Here is a 16,035-nt window from a genome sequence, read left to right as displayed (position 1 = left end):
TAGTTACCAACCTCAACTACATCATCGACCTAATTTACTTTCATAAAAGAAAGTGAATGATCAATTTTTTTCGTCGTTTTAGGCAGCGGCTTCTTTCAGAGAACAAATTTTCGAAATACTTTCTCTATGCTATGGGCGAAATCGTCCATGTGGTTATCGGTATTCTCATTGCGCTACAGATTAATAATTGGAACGAAGAAAGAACCATAAAGATCAATTTAGATAATGCACTCAAAGCATTAAAAACCGATTTGGTTCAAGATTCGCTTTTAATTACCAATCACCTACCAGATGTAAATTATCAATATCAGCTCAATGAATCGTTGAGAGAACGCATTGCAAGGCCCAAAGCAACGATTGATACATTGCTTGAAATCACTCGAAATGAATTCAACCCAAATTGGAACAATCCGATTTTCTACAATACCAATGCCTATAAAAGTTTAAATGATACTGGACTCATGGATGTTATGAATGATTCCCTAAAAACCCACATAAAAGACTATTATAATGGTAAATTTTACCGAGAAGGTATGGTTGAGAGTATCACTAAAGATTATCGGGAAAAATTGGCACAATATGTAGATACTTACACTTTTGGCTCTACAACTTTGCACGACCAAGGTAAACTTATTGATTCCTTAGTCTGGGAAAATATAGATCTGGCGCATTTGGCAGCATCATTTCAGGGGATAAGCAATTTTAAGCGGATTCTTTTTAGGCTAACCAAAGACGAAATGGAATACTCCTTAAATAATGCAAATGGACTAATTCAACATATTGATCAAAATCTAGATACTAATGATTAAATTCTTTAGAAAAATACGCTATAACCTCATGGAAACAGGAAAAACAGGCAAATATTTTAAATATGCCATTGGCGAAATCATTCTAGTTATGATAGGTATTTTATTGGCTTTACAAGTCAATAATTGGAATAACCAAAGACTAGAAACAAATAAAGAGCAAGTTATATTAAAGAATTTACGTTCAGATTTTAAAGCCAATATCACAGAATTTAATAGAATTTATAATAGTTCTACAGGTAGTTACAAATCTTCAATAAGGCTATTAGAAATCATAAGAGGGGATGACATTATAAATCCCGAAGAAGTAGAAACACTTTTAGATGCAATCATCAATGACTTTTATTCACTAGACCTTAATGCAGCATCAATAGATGAAATAAAGAGTTCTGGTTCCCTTAGTATCATTAAAGATTCTGAGCTCAGAAAACAACTGTCTAATTGGTCGTTTATGAAAGATGACACCGAAGACGACATTGAAATATACTATAACTATATGTTCGAATTTCTTATTCCTTCTTTAACAAATAAGGCCGTTTTAAGAAATATGGCAATACCAGAACGCTTAATGCAAAAAACAGATTTGCCAATAATTTCCAGTTCTAATTTCAAAATAGATTACAATTCAACAATAAGAACACTTGAATTTGAAAACCAAGTGTATAATAATGCTTTAAATATAGTTTACGTATTAACTGCTTACAAAAATCTCGAGACTTACTTAAACAACACGTTAGAGCTTATAGGCTCAAATATTCAATGATCAAATTCTTCCGAAAAATCCGCTATAACCTCATGGAACAAAACAAAATAGGCAAATATTTTAAATACGCCATTGGCGAGATATTATTGGTCGTTATTGGTATTCTCATTGCCTTGCAGATCAATAATTGGAATCAAAAACGTTTAGAGCGTATTGAAGAGAAATTGATATTGACTAATCTCAAAGAGGATTTTGAGAAAGCTATCACAGAGTTCGAATTTTTAAACGATATCCGAAATAATATAATTTCGGCCGCTACAATTATATATAACAAACAGCCAGAAGAGGTTCCAAACTACAGTTCAAAATATTTAGACAGTTTATTCTTCAGAACGATGAGTGCGCCAACTTATAATAACCAAGCTGGTTCATTAAATCTGCTTTTAACCTCTGGTAAAATTAATCTAATTGCTAAAGAAAATCTTAAAAAGAAATTAATTCAATGGCCAGGAGATGTAGCTGATATGATAGAAGATGAAGTTGCTCATTTTGATTTGTATCTGCAATATTCAGCAATTTTAGATAACTTCATTTGTTGGGATGACGTATTTAAGACGAAATTAGCTAATGATGTCGGACTTCGTTTTGGTGCAGAAAGAATTAAAAGCTTAAGCGAGGGAGATAGACTCACAAGCGATTATAAGGCTATACTAGAAAACAAAGTTTTTTTAAACATGTTAAACAGAAGAGCTGTTTTTTGCCAATTAACTAAAAATGAAACTATAGAACTTATAAAAAAGGCTCAAGACATAATTTCTATAATAGACAAAGAACTTTCTAAATGATTAAATTCTTCCGTCATATTCGTCGCTCACTAATTAACCAAAACAAAACTGGTAAGTACTTTAAATACGTCATTGGTGAAATCATCCTTGTAAAAAAAAGCGAACTGAGAAGTTCGCTTTTTTTTTACTTTTATAATTCTTGTATTAAATCGTCAATTCGCAATCGTTTACTGTAATCGTCTTCATGTACATCTCTAACAAAGCAGTAGGGACTAATTTCATTATTCTCAACTTTTTCGGCGAGCTCTTCAACTGTATTTGGTCCAAATTCCTCTGATTCTGAAATATAATAAAACTCGTGACCATAAATAAGTTTAGAAGCTTTTTGCTTGTACTTGAATTTTAAATACTGCTGAACATCATCAACAGATTCTACAGCATCACCATAATTGGTAGTATTTATAAATAAAGCAAATTCATCCTTGGTTTGGTTGTTGAGCACCAAAATGTCTTCATCTTTAAAATAAGCTTTTACCGTAGCTCTACCGTCTTCAGTTTGTATAGTGAAAATGTTTTGGAAATGAATATTCCAAGATGTTTCTATGATGTTGTTTTCCCTGTAAATTTCCAGGACGTTATCTTTTCTAAAGGTATAGACTGATTTATTTTCTTCAATACCATTGACTAAAACCCATTGCTGATCTAGTAAATTAGAATCATGGTGAACGGAGTATTCAAACGGCTTTAAATTTTGGATAGTGTCATGTAGGTCTTGTATCATGATTTAGGGTTTTTAAGCACCAAATTTTTACGTTGGTGATGGATTAATTTGAGGTTTCTTACCCTAAAGCTAGTAATTTTCTAACAGCTTTAATACTTCTTTTTTATAACTTCGACTAATTGTTAGAGCAATTCGACCAAGTGTAATCGTCTCGCTGTTAAACGATTGAATTTTCGATAAACGGACGATGTAAGATCTATGGATTCTCAGAAATTGAGACTTTGGTAATTTAGCTTCAATTGCGCTTATGGTTTCTCGTGTAACTATGATGTTACTGCTGAGGTGAATCTTAATATAATCGCTGTAACTTTCAATATATATAATGTCATCAAAATCTATTTTAATCATTTTTCGGTCAGAACGGACAAAAATGAAATCAACATCTTCACTCGTATCATTCTTTTCTTCTGTTTGTTTGGTCGTAAGTTCAAAATACCGATTTACAGATTTTAAGAAGCGTCCAAAAGCAATGGGTTTTAAAAGATAGTCCACTGCTTGTAAATTAAATCCTTCAACAGCATAATCGCGATATGCCGTTGTAAAAATGACCTTAATATCTTTATTTATGGATTTGGCAAATGCAATTCCTGAAATTTCGGGCATATTAATGTCCAGAAATACCAAATCCACTTTGTTGTTGCTTATAAAGTTAAAAGCTTCAATGGCATTTTTACATTCTACAGCAACTGTTATATTTTCTAATTTAGAAATATGCGAAGCAATCACCTCACGCGCTATGGTTTCGTCGTCAACAATAATGCAGGATATTGATTTAGCCATGGGTTTCAGCATGTTTAAGATTTAGCTTCAAGAAAACTTCAAATAAATCTTCATTTTTAGCAATAGAGAGCTCATATCGGTTTGGATACAACAATTCTAATCGTTTTTTAATATTCTCTAAACCAATACCCTCGTAGTAATTAGCCCTTTTAGAACTGCTATTTTTAATATTGAAATTAATGTACTCATTTTTGGTTTCAATCAAAATGTCAATAGTTAAAACACCATTTTTAATGGCCCCATGTTTAAAGCTATTCTCTATAAACGGCAAAAAAAGCATGGGTGCAATTTCTATGTTTTCGGAATGTATGTGCTTGTGGAAACTCACATTTAAAGTGTCATGAAAACGCATTTGCTCTAGGCTTATGTAATCTTCAATGTGATTAATTTCTTCTGTTAAACTAACAAATGGCTTATCTACTTGATACAATAAATAGTCTAACAAGTTGGATAGTTTCAGAATCATTTCAGGTGTTTGCTCAGCTTTTTTTAGAGCAAAACCGTACATGGTATTAAGTGTGTTGAACAAAAAATGAGGATGAATCTGCATTTTGAGATAATTCAATTCCTGTTCTTTTAGTTTTAGTTGTGTTTCAAGAATTTTTGCTTCAAGTTCAGCATTTTGTTTTGATTGATTTAAATTCAGTTTTAAGAGCTTAAAAGCGCTCACAATTAAGACTACAATGTAAATGCATGCCATTATAAAGACGGCACTTCTACCAACGGTATTCATTTTTTCAAATTTAAAATCACTGAGATATGCCAGTGCAAAAAACATAGAAAGACAGATACCGAAGATTGAAATTATAAAGGTATAAATACTATAAAGCCCAAATAAAAAATAGCGCTTAGCTATTAGATAATTGGGAATCAATTTATAGATAGAGATATAAGTTGTAGCAATAGTAGCAGGCATTAGAAACAATGAGAAATAGAATACATTACTATCTATATTGTTATCTACATTAAAAACAGATACGAAAAAGAAGAGAACGGCATACCAAAACACAACATGGAGTAGTACCTGCTTTAGCCTTTTATATTTTGAGCGTTTTATAGTCAAAGTAATATTTCAATAGTACAATAATAGTTCATTTTTATATGTCGTTTTTGGTTTAGTAGACGAATAACAGGATTAGTGCCCTTTTTAACGTTGTGGTTAAATCCCGATGTGAAATTGTTATTCGTCGCATTAATTTAAATTGCAAGTAAGTAAGACATACTTTTGAGATATTAATTATTAAAAACATATGATTATGATTTCAACTATTATTACAAACCAGTTTTCAGACCGAATGAGTGAAGGTGGACCAGCAATGTACATTATCTTAATTGCCTTTTTACTTTCTCTGTTCTTTATTGTAATGGCCTTTGTTAAGCGTAATAAGGATAATGTTGCAGCTAAGAAAATGATAGGTCTTGCAGTAGAGTCAAGCCTTATTGCTTTAGTAATTGGTTGCTTAGCATCCGTAATGGGCATTATTCAATTGTTTGATATGGTAGAAGCTCTAGGTGATGTAAGTCCGTCGTTATTTTCTGGTGGATTAAAGGTCTCTTTACTTACAATTACCTTTGGGTTATTCTCATTTACGTTGGCACGCTTGGGTATTTTAATTTATAAGTGGACATTAAATATTGAAAAAGAAGCTTAAAATATATAAGTAAAAATTATAAAATTCCGAAATACTATGAATACCACTACTGCACGTATAATCCTATTATTTATATTATCCCTAGTGCTTTCTTGTGATGAAAAATCATCATCCTATACATCTGAAAGTGCCTTGATAATGAAAATCAATGCTGTTCAAGAACAGATTATGGCTCAAGGAAATATAACCGATGAAGAGGAAAAGGCCATGTTAAGTTTGTGCAATATTATATCGCATGATGACGGCTTAGCAAATTTTAGTCCTGAAAATAGGATGATCTTAAAAGATGTAGAAATAGCGCCTATCTATGAAGGTTGTGAGGATCTTTCTAACGAAGAGACAAGAGAATGTTTTAAGAATAAAGTATCGGCATTTATAAAGCGAGAATTTAACTTGAGTGTCTCTAAAGATTTAAACCTTTCAGAATCAAAGCAAGTGGAAGCCTTTTTTATTATTGATCAAAATGGAAATCTTACTGGTATGAAAGTCAGGGATTCTGAAGTAACTATTCAAGCAGAAATCTTGAGAGTGCTTCGAAAAATGCCAGTGATGAAACCCGCTAATCACAATGGGGAAAGTGTCTCTGTATTATGTTCAATATTAGTAAAATACGGGAATGATATCGAAGTTGATGTTATTTATATTCCTGAAAGACCAAACGAATAAAAGTCGAATCACTATAAAAAATTGTTTAAGAAAAATTAGACAGTCGAGTTAAGCGAACTTTTTAAAAGTTCGCTTTTTATGTATAGAGGTTTTATTCAGTAATTTAGCAAAAAAGTAACTTAATGGAAGAACTCACGCTCACCACTCCAGCTTTATTGTTTTCTGCAATCTCTTTAATAATGTTGGCTTATACCAATCGTTTTTTGGCCTATGCTGCTGTAATAAGAAATTTGAGCGAAAAGTATAAAGAAACACCAAAAAAATCATTAAAACGGCAAATCAATAATTTAAAACTCAGACTCAATCTCACACGGTATATGCAAATCTTTGGTATTTCAAGTTTGCTGTTGTGTGTGCTCACTATGTTCCTTATTTACATTAAACAAGAAGCTGTTGCTGTTTGGGTATTTGGATTGGCACTTTTACTGCTTATTTTTTCATTGGCTTTATTGATTCGAGAAATTCAAATTTCTGCAAGGGCGCTTCAACATCATTTAGACGATATTCAGAATCATTTAAAAGCTGAGTAGTATTTCTTTATCATTATTAATCTCTTTCACTAAATATTTTTCTAAATTTAGCTTCCCACAGGAAAGTAGTGACTTCTATAATGTTGAAGTGTCCAACTACCATGATGCTTTGCACAATTGGAAAAAACGGTAACATCAAATAAAAACGATAGCTGGTCTGATGAAGATCTGGTAGTTGCCATTGTGGAAACTAAAAACACGCTGTTATTCGAAAAGTTATATGACAGATACGAAAAAATGGTTTACAACAAATGCTATGGCTTTGTCAATAATGAGGCTGAAACTAAGGACTTGACGCAGGATATTTTTTTAAAAGTATTTGTGAAACTGGGTAGTTTTAAAGGTAAATCAAAATTTTCGACTTGGCTATATGCCTTTACATATAACCATTGTGTAAATTATGTTACCAGAGACACGGCAAAGAAAATAAAGAAACAATCTATAGATTCCGAATATTTAGAAAATATAGGTGACAACGTGGATTCTACTGCTGAATTTGATAACATGAGAGCAGAACAATTAAAAATAGTCATGGAGTTGATTTCCCCAAAAGATAAAATGATTCTTTTAATGAAATACCAAGATGGAATGTCTGTAAAAGAATTATCAGAAGTTTTGGAAACTGGAGAAAGTGCTATTAAAATGCGCATAAAACGTGCAAAAGCAAAGTTGATAGAAAAGTATGAAAAATATGTAACCAATGGATAATCCATTTAAACAGCTCAATGCAGTAGAAAGGGAAGTTCCAAAAGAACTTAAGGCCAAAGTGATGAAAGATATCGCTATGGCCAAATTGGTTATGGATATTGCCGAATTGTTTTCATATAATCTAGGTTATGTTATAGATACGGTAATTGAAACAAGAGATAAAAACAACAACACCTAATTTTTGGCATTATGGAAGAAGTAACGGGTTTTAAGAATGTAGCAATGGAATCACTAAAGACTATGTGGTTGGAGATTTCAGCTATATTTCCCAACATCATTGGTACATTATTTATACTAATCATCGGTTTCTTTATTGCCAAAATAGTAACCAAAATAATTAGAAAAGCCCTGACGTTGGCAAAAGTCAATAAGTTAGATGATAAAATCAACCAAATTGAAATCATCGAGGGCAAAAGCTTCAACTTCAATACCATTAAAGTCATAACCAGTTTTGTAAAATGGGTTATTTATATCATGCTCATTATAATGGCATCAGACATTATGGGACTGACCATTATTTCTGAGCAGATTGGTGAGCTTCTGGCTTATTTACCACAACTGTTTACCGCATTGCTCATTTTTATGCTCGGTCTGTTATTTGCCAATTTTATAAAGGTAGGTTTGATTTCAGTGTTTCAGTCTATGGGAGTTGCTGGTGGTAGAATAATTGGTAGGATTGTTTTTTTCTTGCTGCTAACATTCATTTCTGTAACAGCTCTTAATCAAGCAGGTGTGGATACCGAAATCATTACCCAAAATCTTGTGATGATTATGGCAGCATTCCTTTTGGCGTTTGCCATTGCATTTGGTCTCGGTGCAAGAGAAGTGGTAAGTAAAGTATTAAGAACATTTTATGCGAGAAAGACCTTTCATTTGGGTCAAAAAATAATGTTCAATAACAAAATGTATACGATTGAATCGGTCGAAAATATCTCAGCCATTTTAAAAAATGAAGAAGGAAGATTAGTCGTCCCAATTAACGATTTAGTTGAAAAACAAATTGAATTAAAGAATTAAAATTTGATCTGAAACTAGAAATTACTTCTTCTTATTCCGTCGATTGTAATTCTTATCACCTCGTGTTTTAGGCTTTTTATACTTCTTAGCAATTTCACGTCTGTAAGATCCACCTAGGTTTTCCTTTTGGTTTTTTTCTTTTTTCTCATGGAATGCAGGTCCTGGCGCGTCTTCGTCACGTCGCTTTATGGGATTATAGTGCTCTTTAATTTGGTCGCGTTCCTCATCTATTAATTCTTTTGAAATTTCCACCGGTTCGGGAATTTCTAAAGTTTCAATTGTCATTTGCATTAAATTCTCGATACTTTGACGTGATTCCTGTTCTTTATCAGTTGAAAACAGTAAAGCTTGTCCTTCACGTTCTGCACGACCGGTTCTACCAATTCTGTGCATATAGTTTTCTGGATATTCCGGAGTATCAAAATTTATAACATGAGATACATTGTCAATATCCAAACCACGGGCCATGACATCGGTTGCTACTAACAATCTATTTTCACCTTCCCTAAATTGTTCGATACTACGTAGCCTATAATTCTGCGTCTTATTGGAGTGAATCACACAAGATTGATTAGGGAAAAGGGCCTCTAAAGCTTCAAACAAACGGTCTGCCATACGTTTGTAAGCCACAAAAATTAACACTTTTGAATATTCATCTTTATCCTGAAGCAAATATTCTAAAAGATTCAGTTTTGTATAAAAATTGGGAACATCGTAACGTTGTTGCTTAATGTTCTCTAAAGGAGTACCAGAAACAGCAATGGCTATTTTATTAGGATTGATAAAAAAATCTGTAATTAAATCATCCACATCTTTCGTCATTGTTGCCGAAAACATAATATTCTGGCGACGTAGAGGTAGTATGTCAAAAATATTAATGAGCTGATGTCTAAAACCCAAATCGAGCATAACGTCAACTTCGTCAATCACTAATTTCTGTATGGATTTTAGTTGCAAAACACGACTCACCGCCAAATCGTACAAACGTCCTGGAGTGGCAACAATAATATCCTGACCTTGTGCTACTGCCTGCTTTTGGGTATTAATATTGGTACCGCCATAAACACCAAGCACACGGTTATTAATGTATTTAGATAATTTTTCAATTTCACTGACTACTTGTACCACCAGCTCTCGCGTTGGTACTAACACCAATACTCTTGGATTGTCTTGTCGTGAATATTGCAGATTTCTGAGAATAGGCAGCATATAAGCAAAAGTTTTACCTGTTCCCGTTTGCGCAATACCAACAACATCTTTACCGGAAGCTATAACGTTGAATGCTTCAGCTTGAATAGGAGTAGGGTTTTCAAAACCCAAATCTTCTATGGCGTTGTATAATGGTGTGTTTAAATTTAAATCTTGAAAAGTCACAACATATAATTTGGCTACAAAGCTACTGTTTATAATCTAGTTAAGCTAAATGCTTTTGGTCTATTTCAATCGTATAGCTAGCATTGAAAACCACGCCAGATTCTAGAGCAATAATTCCTTCTTTTTCTTTGATGCGTTGATTGGTATCTTCCGAATCTGCTATACCAAGCCAAGGTTCAATGCACACGTATGGTGCATTCGGTTTTGCCCAAATGCCCAAATAAGGAAAATCCTCAAATTTTAGGGTTAAAACTGTTCCGTTGTCATGATGTTTTAAGGTCACTTTTCGGCTTTTTAAATCTTTAAAAATTAAAGCGTCATCATCAAATAAATCATTCCGAAGTTTGATTTTGTTTCCATCTTCAAAAACCGATTTTGTTTTATCAGTTACCAATCCAGTTTTAAGATTCAACTTATGTGATTTGCTGATTTCATTCTTTTCAAATTCCAAAAAATAGTCTTCATAGGCTTCATCATTATAAAGCGGACAGGTAAATGCAGGATGACCACCAAGTGAAAAATATAATGTTTTATCATCAATATTTTTTACTGAATGCTTTACCTCTAAACTATTTTTATTCAAATGATATGAAATCTCAAATTCAAATAAAAACGGATACATTTCAAATAATTGTTCGTTGGACTTTAATTGAAATTTAATCTGGTTGTTAAAATGGTCAATTAACTTTAAATCCTTATTGTGTCTCACAAAACCATGTTTGGTCATGTTGTATTTTTTTCCATTATAAAAGTAGCTATCGTCCTTCATGCTACCGATAATCGGAAACAAGTTAGGCGCATGGCTTCCCCAGATTTTTGGGTCAGCATGCCATAAAAACTGATTATCGTTTTGTACTGCTGTAATGGCGCTAAGTTCTGCACCAGCGGATTTTATTTCGATTTTGAGTAGGTCATTTTGTATGGTGTACATTGTTTTCTGTTTTTAGAAATTTACAAATGTTCTGTTATAAAAAGTATTCTAGTTATTTTTACACTGCATAAAGATACCCATTGAGAACAACCAAAATTTACTCACCTAAAGATACAACTAGCTTCAAGAAAAATCTACTTCTATGGGCACAACAATTTGATGATGTCGTTTGGTTGGATTCAAATAATCACAAAGATAAGTACAACAGTTACGATGCTGTTTTAGCAGTTGATGCCTTCACGAGTTTAAACACCGATTACTCTGAAGCTTTCAATCGATTAAATGAATATCAACAATCTACAAAAGATTGGATTTTTGGTTATCTCACTTACGATTTAAAAAACGGCATTGAGGATTTAAAATCTGAAAACTTAGATCGGTTACATTTTCCTGAATTGTATTTTTTTCAACCTAAAAAAATCTTTTTAATTAAAGATTACCAAGTTGAAATCCAGTATCTCAAAATGGTTGATGATGAAATAGATGTTGATTTAGATACAATTAATTCAGTTGTCAATCCAAAGCAAATTGAGAAATCTCGTATAAACAGCGAAATCAAAATCAAGCTAAGAATTCATAAGGACGAATACTTTAATAAAGTCAACCAAATGCTCGCTCACATTGGCAGAGGCGATATCTACGAAGCTAATTTCTGCCAAGAATTTTATGCAGAGGAAAGTCAAATCAACCCATTTGAAACCTTTAAAAAACTAAACGAAATATCTCAACCACCATTTGCTACATTTCTTAAAGTTGAAGATAAATTTCTGCTATCTGCTTCACCAGAGCGATACATCAAAAAAATAGAAAACAAAGTTATTTCACAACCTATAAAAGGAACAGCCAGACGTTCAAAAAATAAGACTGAAGATTTGCAACTGGCAGAAGATTTGTCAAAAGATCAAAAAGAACGTAGCGAAAATATTATGATTGTAGATTTGGTACGAAACGATTTGTCCCAAACTGCTCAAAAAGGCACTGTAAAAGTTGAAGAATTGTGCAAGGTGTATTCCTTTTTGCAGGTGCATCAAATGATTTCGACGGTTACTTCAAAAGTATCAGAAGAAATCAAACCAACTGAAATTTTAGAAACGACATTTCCAATGGGTAGCATGACAGGAGCACCCAAAATTTCAGCAATGCAAATTATAGAGAATTTGGAAGAAACTAAGCGTGGGCTGTATTCTGGTTCAGTGGGTTATTTTACACCTAATGGTGACTTCGATTTTAATGTAATCATAAGAAGTATTCTTTACAATGCATCCGAAAATTACATTTCCTATTCTGTGGGTAGCGCAATCACTGCAAAAAGTGACCCTTTAAAAGAGTATGAGGAATGTTTGATCAAAGCCAAAGCAATGCGTGAAGTTTTGGAAAACTAGTTATTCAATATGTTTTCTAAAACTCTTTTTGACCCTATCAAAAATCAACGCTACCCTTGATGTAGTTATGTTTTTAATTTTAGCGATGTCTTCAAAACTGAGATTTCCAAAAATATACAAATCCACAATGTTAGAAATATTAATAGGCAGCCAGCTATAAAAACGACCAAACACTTTTGAAGATGCGTTTACCGATTGTTTGTCAACATCAAAAGCCCTTAAAATAGAGGTTTCTTTGTCCTCATAAAGATAAAGTTCGTTATCCTTTTCTCGTTGATATGATATGTCGTTAAGTTCGGTGTTTAGAATCAAATCCATATCCGCGTCAATAGTATAATCCTTGCCTAGTTTTGCAATTTCTCTTTTTCTGATTTCACTTGTACTAATTGTATTTTTATGAAAGACCTCCTTTTTAAAAAGTTCATTCATACAGTCATCTATCAATTTGAATAACTCTAGCTTAACGGTCATGCGTTCTGCCTCAATATTAAAACCTTTATCATAAAGCTGTATGATACAATCATCGATAATTCCGTTGGAGGAATACATGTTTTTTGGTAGTATGCCAGAAGTTTCGGCAATATAAATACGGTGTTTTACGTAAGGGTGAAGGTAGTGCAATACGGAAAGTACTTTTTTGTCGAAGGTGATTTTTGCAGATTTGGACGAGAGTTCTTGTAATGTGCTCATAACCTATTGTTTTTGTGTTCTTTAAAGTTATTTATAAAAGCGCATATTTTCAACAATTTTCACCATTTTAACGTATGCGTACACAACACACATGCAATATTGTATCTTTACGAAATGCAAGACGATTTTAAAAACCATGTACACCAAAAACTGCCCTTTCTCTTAGAAAGCAAGTTGGTTCTCGCCATTTCTGGTGGTGTTGATAGTGTGGTTCTAGCTCATTTATGCAAAGCATTAAATCTCGATTTTTCACTAGCACATTGTAATTTTAATTTACGAGAAAAGGAAAGTAATGCCGATGAAGAATTTGTTTTGGATTTAGCTGACGAATTGAATATTGAAGTGTTCATTCAAAATTTTGATACTAAAGATTATGCCAAAGAGAACAAGCGTTCCATACAAATGGCAGCACGCGAATTGCGCTACGATTGGTTTGCTGAATTGGCAGAGCAATTAGGTTTTGATTATATACTAACAGCGCACCATGCAGACGATAATCTCGAAACATTTTTAATCAATTTTACTCGTGGCACTGGATTGAACGGCTTAACGGGAATCCCAATGTTGAATGATAACATCGTACGACCACTATTACCTTTTTCTAGGGAACATATCGAAGCTTACGCTAATAAGGAAAATATAAAATGGAGAGAAGATAGTAGCAACTCATCCCGAAAATATTTACGAAACAAACTACGGCATGAAGTAGTTCCAATTCTAAAGGAAATTAATCCTCAATTATTGGATAGTTTTAAAAATACGTTGAATCATTTAAATGATGCTGAGGTAATCATTGAAGATCGTATTGATAATTTTAGGTTCGAAGCGGTGAGCTTTGCTAATCACAATTATACCACCTATGATATTTCAGCATTCAAAGCACTAAAAAATCCAAAAGCCTATTTATTCGAGATTTTTAAAGATTACGGATTTACGGAATGGGGCGATGTATATAATTTACTGGATGCTCAATCAGGAAAACAAGTGCTGTCAAGTACCCATCGGCTGGTGAAAGACAGAACGCATTTAATTCTAGCAAATAAAATACCTGAAATTTTCGATAGTATTTTTATTTCTCAAAAAGATATAGAAAGTGGATTTATAGAAACATTAAAAAAAACTTTCACTTTTCAATTTGTAGAAGAAATTAATATAGATGAAAAGAAGGCAGTTTTTTTAGATTTTGAAAAGCTCAATTTTCCCCTAGAAATTAGATTATGGAAGGAGGGAGACTATTTTCAACCAATAGGAATGGCAGGTAAAAAGAAATTAAGTAAATATCTCAAAGACGAAAAAGCTTCTTTAATAGAAAAGGAAAATACATTAGTGTTAACGTCTAACAATCAAATCGTTTGGATAGTAGGTAAAAGAGCTGATGAAAGGTTTAAAGTAGATGAAGGTACCAAGAAAATTCTGAAAATTAATTGAGGTAAAAGATATTAGCAATTAGATAAGAGAGAATAGAAAATAGGGATGAGACATTAGATTTGAGATCAACCAAAAAATGTAAAGAATTGGTGAAATTCTTGAATTTCATGTCAAATTAAAATAACTGTTATTTCGAGCGTAGTCGAGAAATCTCATCATAACATATGAAACTAAAAGGAAACATCATAGATATCCCAAACCGTGAAATCTTTAAAGGAGAAATCACTATTGAAAACGGTAAGATTAAATCCATAGAAAAAAAAGACTGCAAAGAGAGCCATTACATCCTGCCAGGTTTTGTAGATGCTCACATCCATATAGAAAGTTCAATGCTAGTGCCTAGCGAATTTGCCAAAATAGCAGTAAAACACGGTACAGTGAGCACAGTTTCCGATCCACACGAAATCGCCAACGTACTTGGAGTAAAAGGTGTGGAGTTTATGATTGAGAACGGCAAACAAACACCATTTAAATTTAATTTTGGAGCACCAAGTTGCGTACCAGTTACAAGTTTTGAATCAGCTGGTGCTGTAATTGATTCAAGTGCTATTAAAACCTTGATGGCAAACCCAGATATTAAGTATTTAGCCGAAATGATGAACTATCCAGGAGTCATTTATGATGATGCCGAAGTACTTAAAAAACTGGAATGGGCAAAACATTATAACAAGCCCATTGACGGCCACGCTCCAGGACTACGAGGTGATGACTTAACTAAATACATTTCTGAAGGAATTTCAACCGACCACGAATGCTTTACTTATGAAGAAGGATTGGAAAAACTTCAAAAAGGTATGAAGGTCATTATAAGAGAGGGAAGTGCTGCTAAAAATTTCGAAGCTTTAATTGACCTTTTAGACGAGCATTATAAAAATATGATGTTCTGTAGTGACGACAAACATCCTGATGATTTGTTGTTAGGACATATTAATCAACTTTGCGCAAGAGCCGTAGAAAAAGGCATCGATGTTTATAAAGTGCTTCAAGCTGCTTGTGTCAATCCTGTAAAACATTATAAACTCGATGTTGGATTAGTAAAGGTTGGTGATGATGCAGATATGATTATTGTTGAAGATTTAAAAGATTTCAAAACCCTTCAAACCTATATAAATGGCGAATTGGTTTACGATAAAGGCACTTCAAAAATAAAGGATGTTGAATTTGAAAACTTAAACAATTTCAACACAGATAAAAAAGTGGTTTCAGATTTTAGGTTTGAATCCAATGCGAAACAAATTCGAGTTATAGAATGTTCAGATGGTGAATTGGTTACCAATGAAATTATCGAAGATTCTATAATTGAAGACGGCAATCTCGTTTCAAATATCGATAATGATGTCCTGAAAATGACTGTTGTCAATCGCTACCAGAACGATAAACCAGCAATAGCATTTATAAAAAATTTCGGATTGAAAGAAGGTGCCATTGCAAGTTCAGTTGGTCATGATTCCCATAATATTATAGCCGTTGGAGTTTCAGACGAAGCCATATGTAAGGCTGTAAATCTAATTATAGAAAATAAAGGTGGCATTTGTGCTATTTCTAATAAAGAGGAAAAAATAGTACCACTTCCAATTGCAGGTATCATGAGTGATCAAAACGCAGAAACCATTGGTAAGCAATATGCTGAATTAGATAAAATGGCAAAACAATTAGGTAGCCAACTCACGGCACCATATATGAGTTTATCTTTTATGGCACTATTGGTAATTCCATCTTTAAAATTAAGCGATAAAGGTTTGTTTGATGGAGATTCATTTCAATTTTTAAATTTGGAAATAGGTTGATCTTTTCTATTTCAA

18 protein-coding genes are annotated in these 16,035 nt (G+C 32.9%); 12 read left to right on the top strand and 6 right to left on the bottom strand.

Features of this window, described 5'->3' with window-relative positions; translation table 11 throughout:
• Positions 1-131: 131 nt before the first annotated feature.
• Genes HM983_RS09870 through HM983_RS09860 form a run of 3 tightly spaced genes read left to right on the top strand, consistent with a single transcriptional unit; the run spans position 132 to position 2,354 of the window.
• Positions 132-809, top strand: coding sequence for a DUF6090 family protein (locus HM983_RS09870; RefSeq protein ID WP_179345244.1), 678 nt, complete (start codon positions 132-134; stop codon positions 807-809).
• Positions 802-1,569, top strand: coding sequence for a DUF6090 family protein (locus HM983_RS09865; RefSeq protein WP_179345243.1), 768 nt, complete (start codon positions 802-804; stop codon positions 1,567-1,569). The genes HM983_RS09870 and HM983_RS09865 overlap by 8 nt, the downstream gene beginning before the upstream one ends.
• A 32-nt stretch (positions 1,570-1,601) precedes the next feature.
• Positions 1,602-2,354, top strand: coding sequence for a DUF6090 family protein (locus HM983_RS09860; protein WP_179345242.1), 753 nt, complete (start codon positions 1,602-1,604; stop codon positions 2,352-2,354).
• A gap of 130 nt (positions 2,355-2,484) precedes the next feature.
• Here the strand turns inward: HM983_RS09860 and HM983_RS09855 are convergent, their stop codons facing one another.
• The 3 genes from HM983_RS09855 to HM983_RS09845 form a co-directional block, all read right to left on the bottom strand.
• Positions 2,485-3,075 carry a hypothetical protein gene (locus HM983_RS09855; protein ID WP_179345241.1) on the bottom strand — a complete coding sequence of 197 codons (591 nt, stop codon included), beginning with the start codon at positions 3,073-3,075 and terminating at the stop codon, positions 2,485-2,487.
• Positions 3,076-3,144: 69 nt separating this feature from the next.
• A complete protein-coding gene (locus HM983_RS09850; protein ID WP_179345240.1) occupies positions 3,145-3,855 on the bottom strand; it encodes a LytR/AlgR family response regulator transcription factor in 711 nt (236 codons plus the stop codon).
• Positions 3,848-4,918 carry a sensor histidine kinase gene (locus tag HM983_RS09845; protein ID WP_179345239.1) on the bottom strand — a complete coding sequence of 357 codons (1,071 nt, stop codon included), beginning with the start codon at positions 4,916-4,918 and terminating at the stop codon, positions 3,848-3,850. Before HM983_RS09845 ends, HM983_RS09850 begins: the two co-directional genes overlap by 8 nt.
• A gap of 193 nt (positions 4,919-5,111) precedes the next feature.
• On the opposite strand from HM983_RS09845, the gene HM983_RS09840 reads away from it, so the two are divergent.
• The 6 genes from HM983_RS09840 (at position 5,112) to HM983_RS09815 (ending at position 8,428) form a co-directional block, all read left to right on the top strand.
• Positions 5,112-5,507, top strand: coding sequence for a hypothetical protein (locus HM983_RS09840; protein ID WP_246277498.1), 396 nt, complete (start codon positions 5,112-5,114; stop codon positions 5,505-5,507).
• A gap of 36 nt (positions 5,508-5,543) precedes the next feature.
• The gene (locus tag HM983_RS09835) at positions 5,544-6,173 is read left to right on the top strand and encodes a hypothetical protein (RefSeq protein WP_179345237.1); all 630 of its coding nucleotides are present in this window, start codon (positions 5,544-5,546) and stop codon (positions 6,171-6,173) included.
• 122 nt (positions 6,174-6,295) lie between these two features.
• Entirely contained in the window at positions 6,296-6,703 is a 408-nt protein-coding gene (locus tag HM983_RS09830; protein WP_179345236.1) for a DUF2721 domain-containing protein, read from the top strand.
• A 117-nt stretch (positions 6,704-6,820) separates the two neighbouring features.
• Positions 6,821-7,411, top strand: a complete 591-nt coding sequence (locus HM983_RS09825; protein ID WP_179345235.1) for an RNA polymerase sigma factor — start codon at positions 6,821-6,823, stop codon at positions 7,409-7,411.
• On the top strand, positions 7,404-7,589 hold the full coding sequence (locus HM983_RS09820) for a hypothetical protein (RefSeq protein ID WP_179345234.1): 186 nt from the start codon (positions 7,404-7,406) through the stop codon (positions 7,587-7,589). Before HM983_RS09825 ends, HM983_RS09820 begins: the two co-directional genes overlap by 8 nt.
• Before the next feature lie 11 nt (positions 7,590-7,600).
• Positions 7,601-8,428 (top strand): mechanosensitive ion channel family protein, encoded by an 828-nt coding sequence (locus HM983_RS09815; RefSeq protein WP_179345233.1) that lies wholly within the window; start codon positions 7,601-7,603, stop codon positions 8,426-8,428.
• Between the two features lie 21 nt (positions 8,429-8,449).
• Here the strand turns inward: HM983_RS09815 and HM983_RS09810 are convergent, their stop codons facing one another.
• Positions 8,450-9,802, bottom strand: a complete 1,353-nt coding sequence (locus HM983_RS09810) for a DEAD/DEAH box helicase (RefSeq protein ID WP_179345232.1) — start codon at positions 9,800-9,802, stop codon at positions 8,450-8,452.
• Positions 9,803-9,842: 40 nt separating this feature from the next.
• Positions 9,843-10,733, bottom strand: coding sequence for an aldose 1-epimerase family protein (locus HM983_RS09805; RefSeq protein ID WP_179345231.1), 891 nt, complete (start codon positions 10,731-10,733; stop codon positions 9,843-9,845).
• An 80-nt stretch (positions 10,734-10,813) separates the two neighbouring features.
• Here HM983_RS09805 and HM983_RS09800 point away from each other — a divergent pair, with 80 nt between their 5' ends.
• Positions 10,814-12,115 carry an anthranilate synthase component I family protein gene (locus HM983_RS09800; RefSeq protein ID WP_179345230.1) on the top strand — a complete coding sequence of 434 codons (1,302 nt, stop codon included), beginning with the start codon at positions 10,814-10,816 and terminating at the stop codon, positions 12,113-12,115.
• Here the strand turns inward: HM983_RS09800 and HM983_RS09795 are convergent, their stop codons facing one another.
• Positions 12,116-12,805, bottom strand: coding sequence for a hypothetical protein (locus tag HM983_RS09795; protein WP_179345229.1), 690 nt, complete (start codon positions 12,803-12,805; stop codon positions 12,116-12,118).
• A gap of 114 nt (positions 12,806-12,919) precedes the next feature.
• On the opposite strand from HM983_RS09795, the gene tilS reads away from it, so the two are divergent.
• Together tilS and ade are read left to right on the top strand one after the other, a co-directional pair.
• Positions 12,920-14,233 carry a tRNA lysidine(34) synthetase TilS gene (gene tilS / locus HM983_RS09790; RefSeq protein WP_179345228.1) on the top strand — a complete coding sequence of 438 codons (1,314 nt, stop codon included), beginning with the start codon at positions 12,920-12,922 and terminating at the stop codon, positions 14,231-14,233.
• Between the two features lie 164 nt (positions 14,234-14,397).
• Positions 14,398-16,020, top strand: coding sequence for an adenine deaminase (gene ade, locus HM983_RS09785; protein WP_179345227.1), 1,623 nt, complete (start codon positions 14,398-14,400; stop codon positions 16,018-16,020).
• Positions 16,021-16,035 lie beyond the last annotated feature (15 nt).

The sequence above is a fragment of the Winogradskyella ursingii genome (assembly GCF_013403975.1).
GTDB classification, from domain to species: domain Bacteria; phylum Bacteroidota; class Bacteroidia; order Flavobacteriales; family Flavobacteriaceae; genus Winogradskyella; species Winogradskyella ursingii.
Note: the sequence above shows the minus strand (reverse complement) of the source record. Positions and strands in the feature narration are given on the sequence as shown.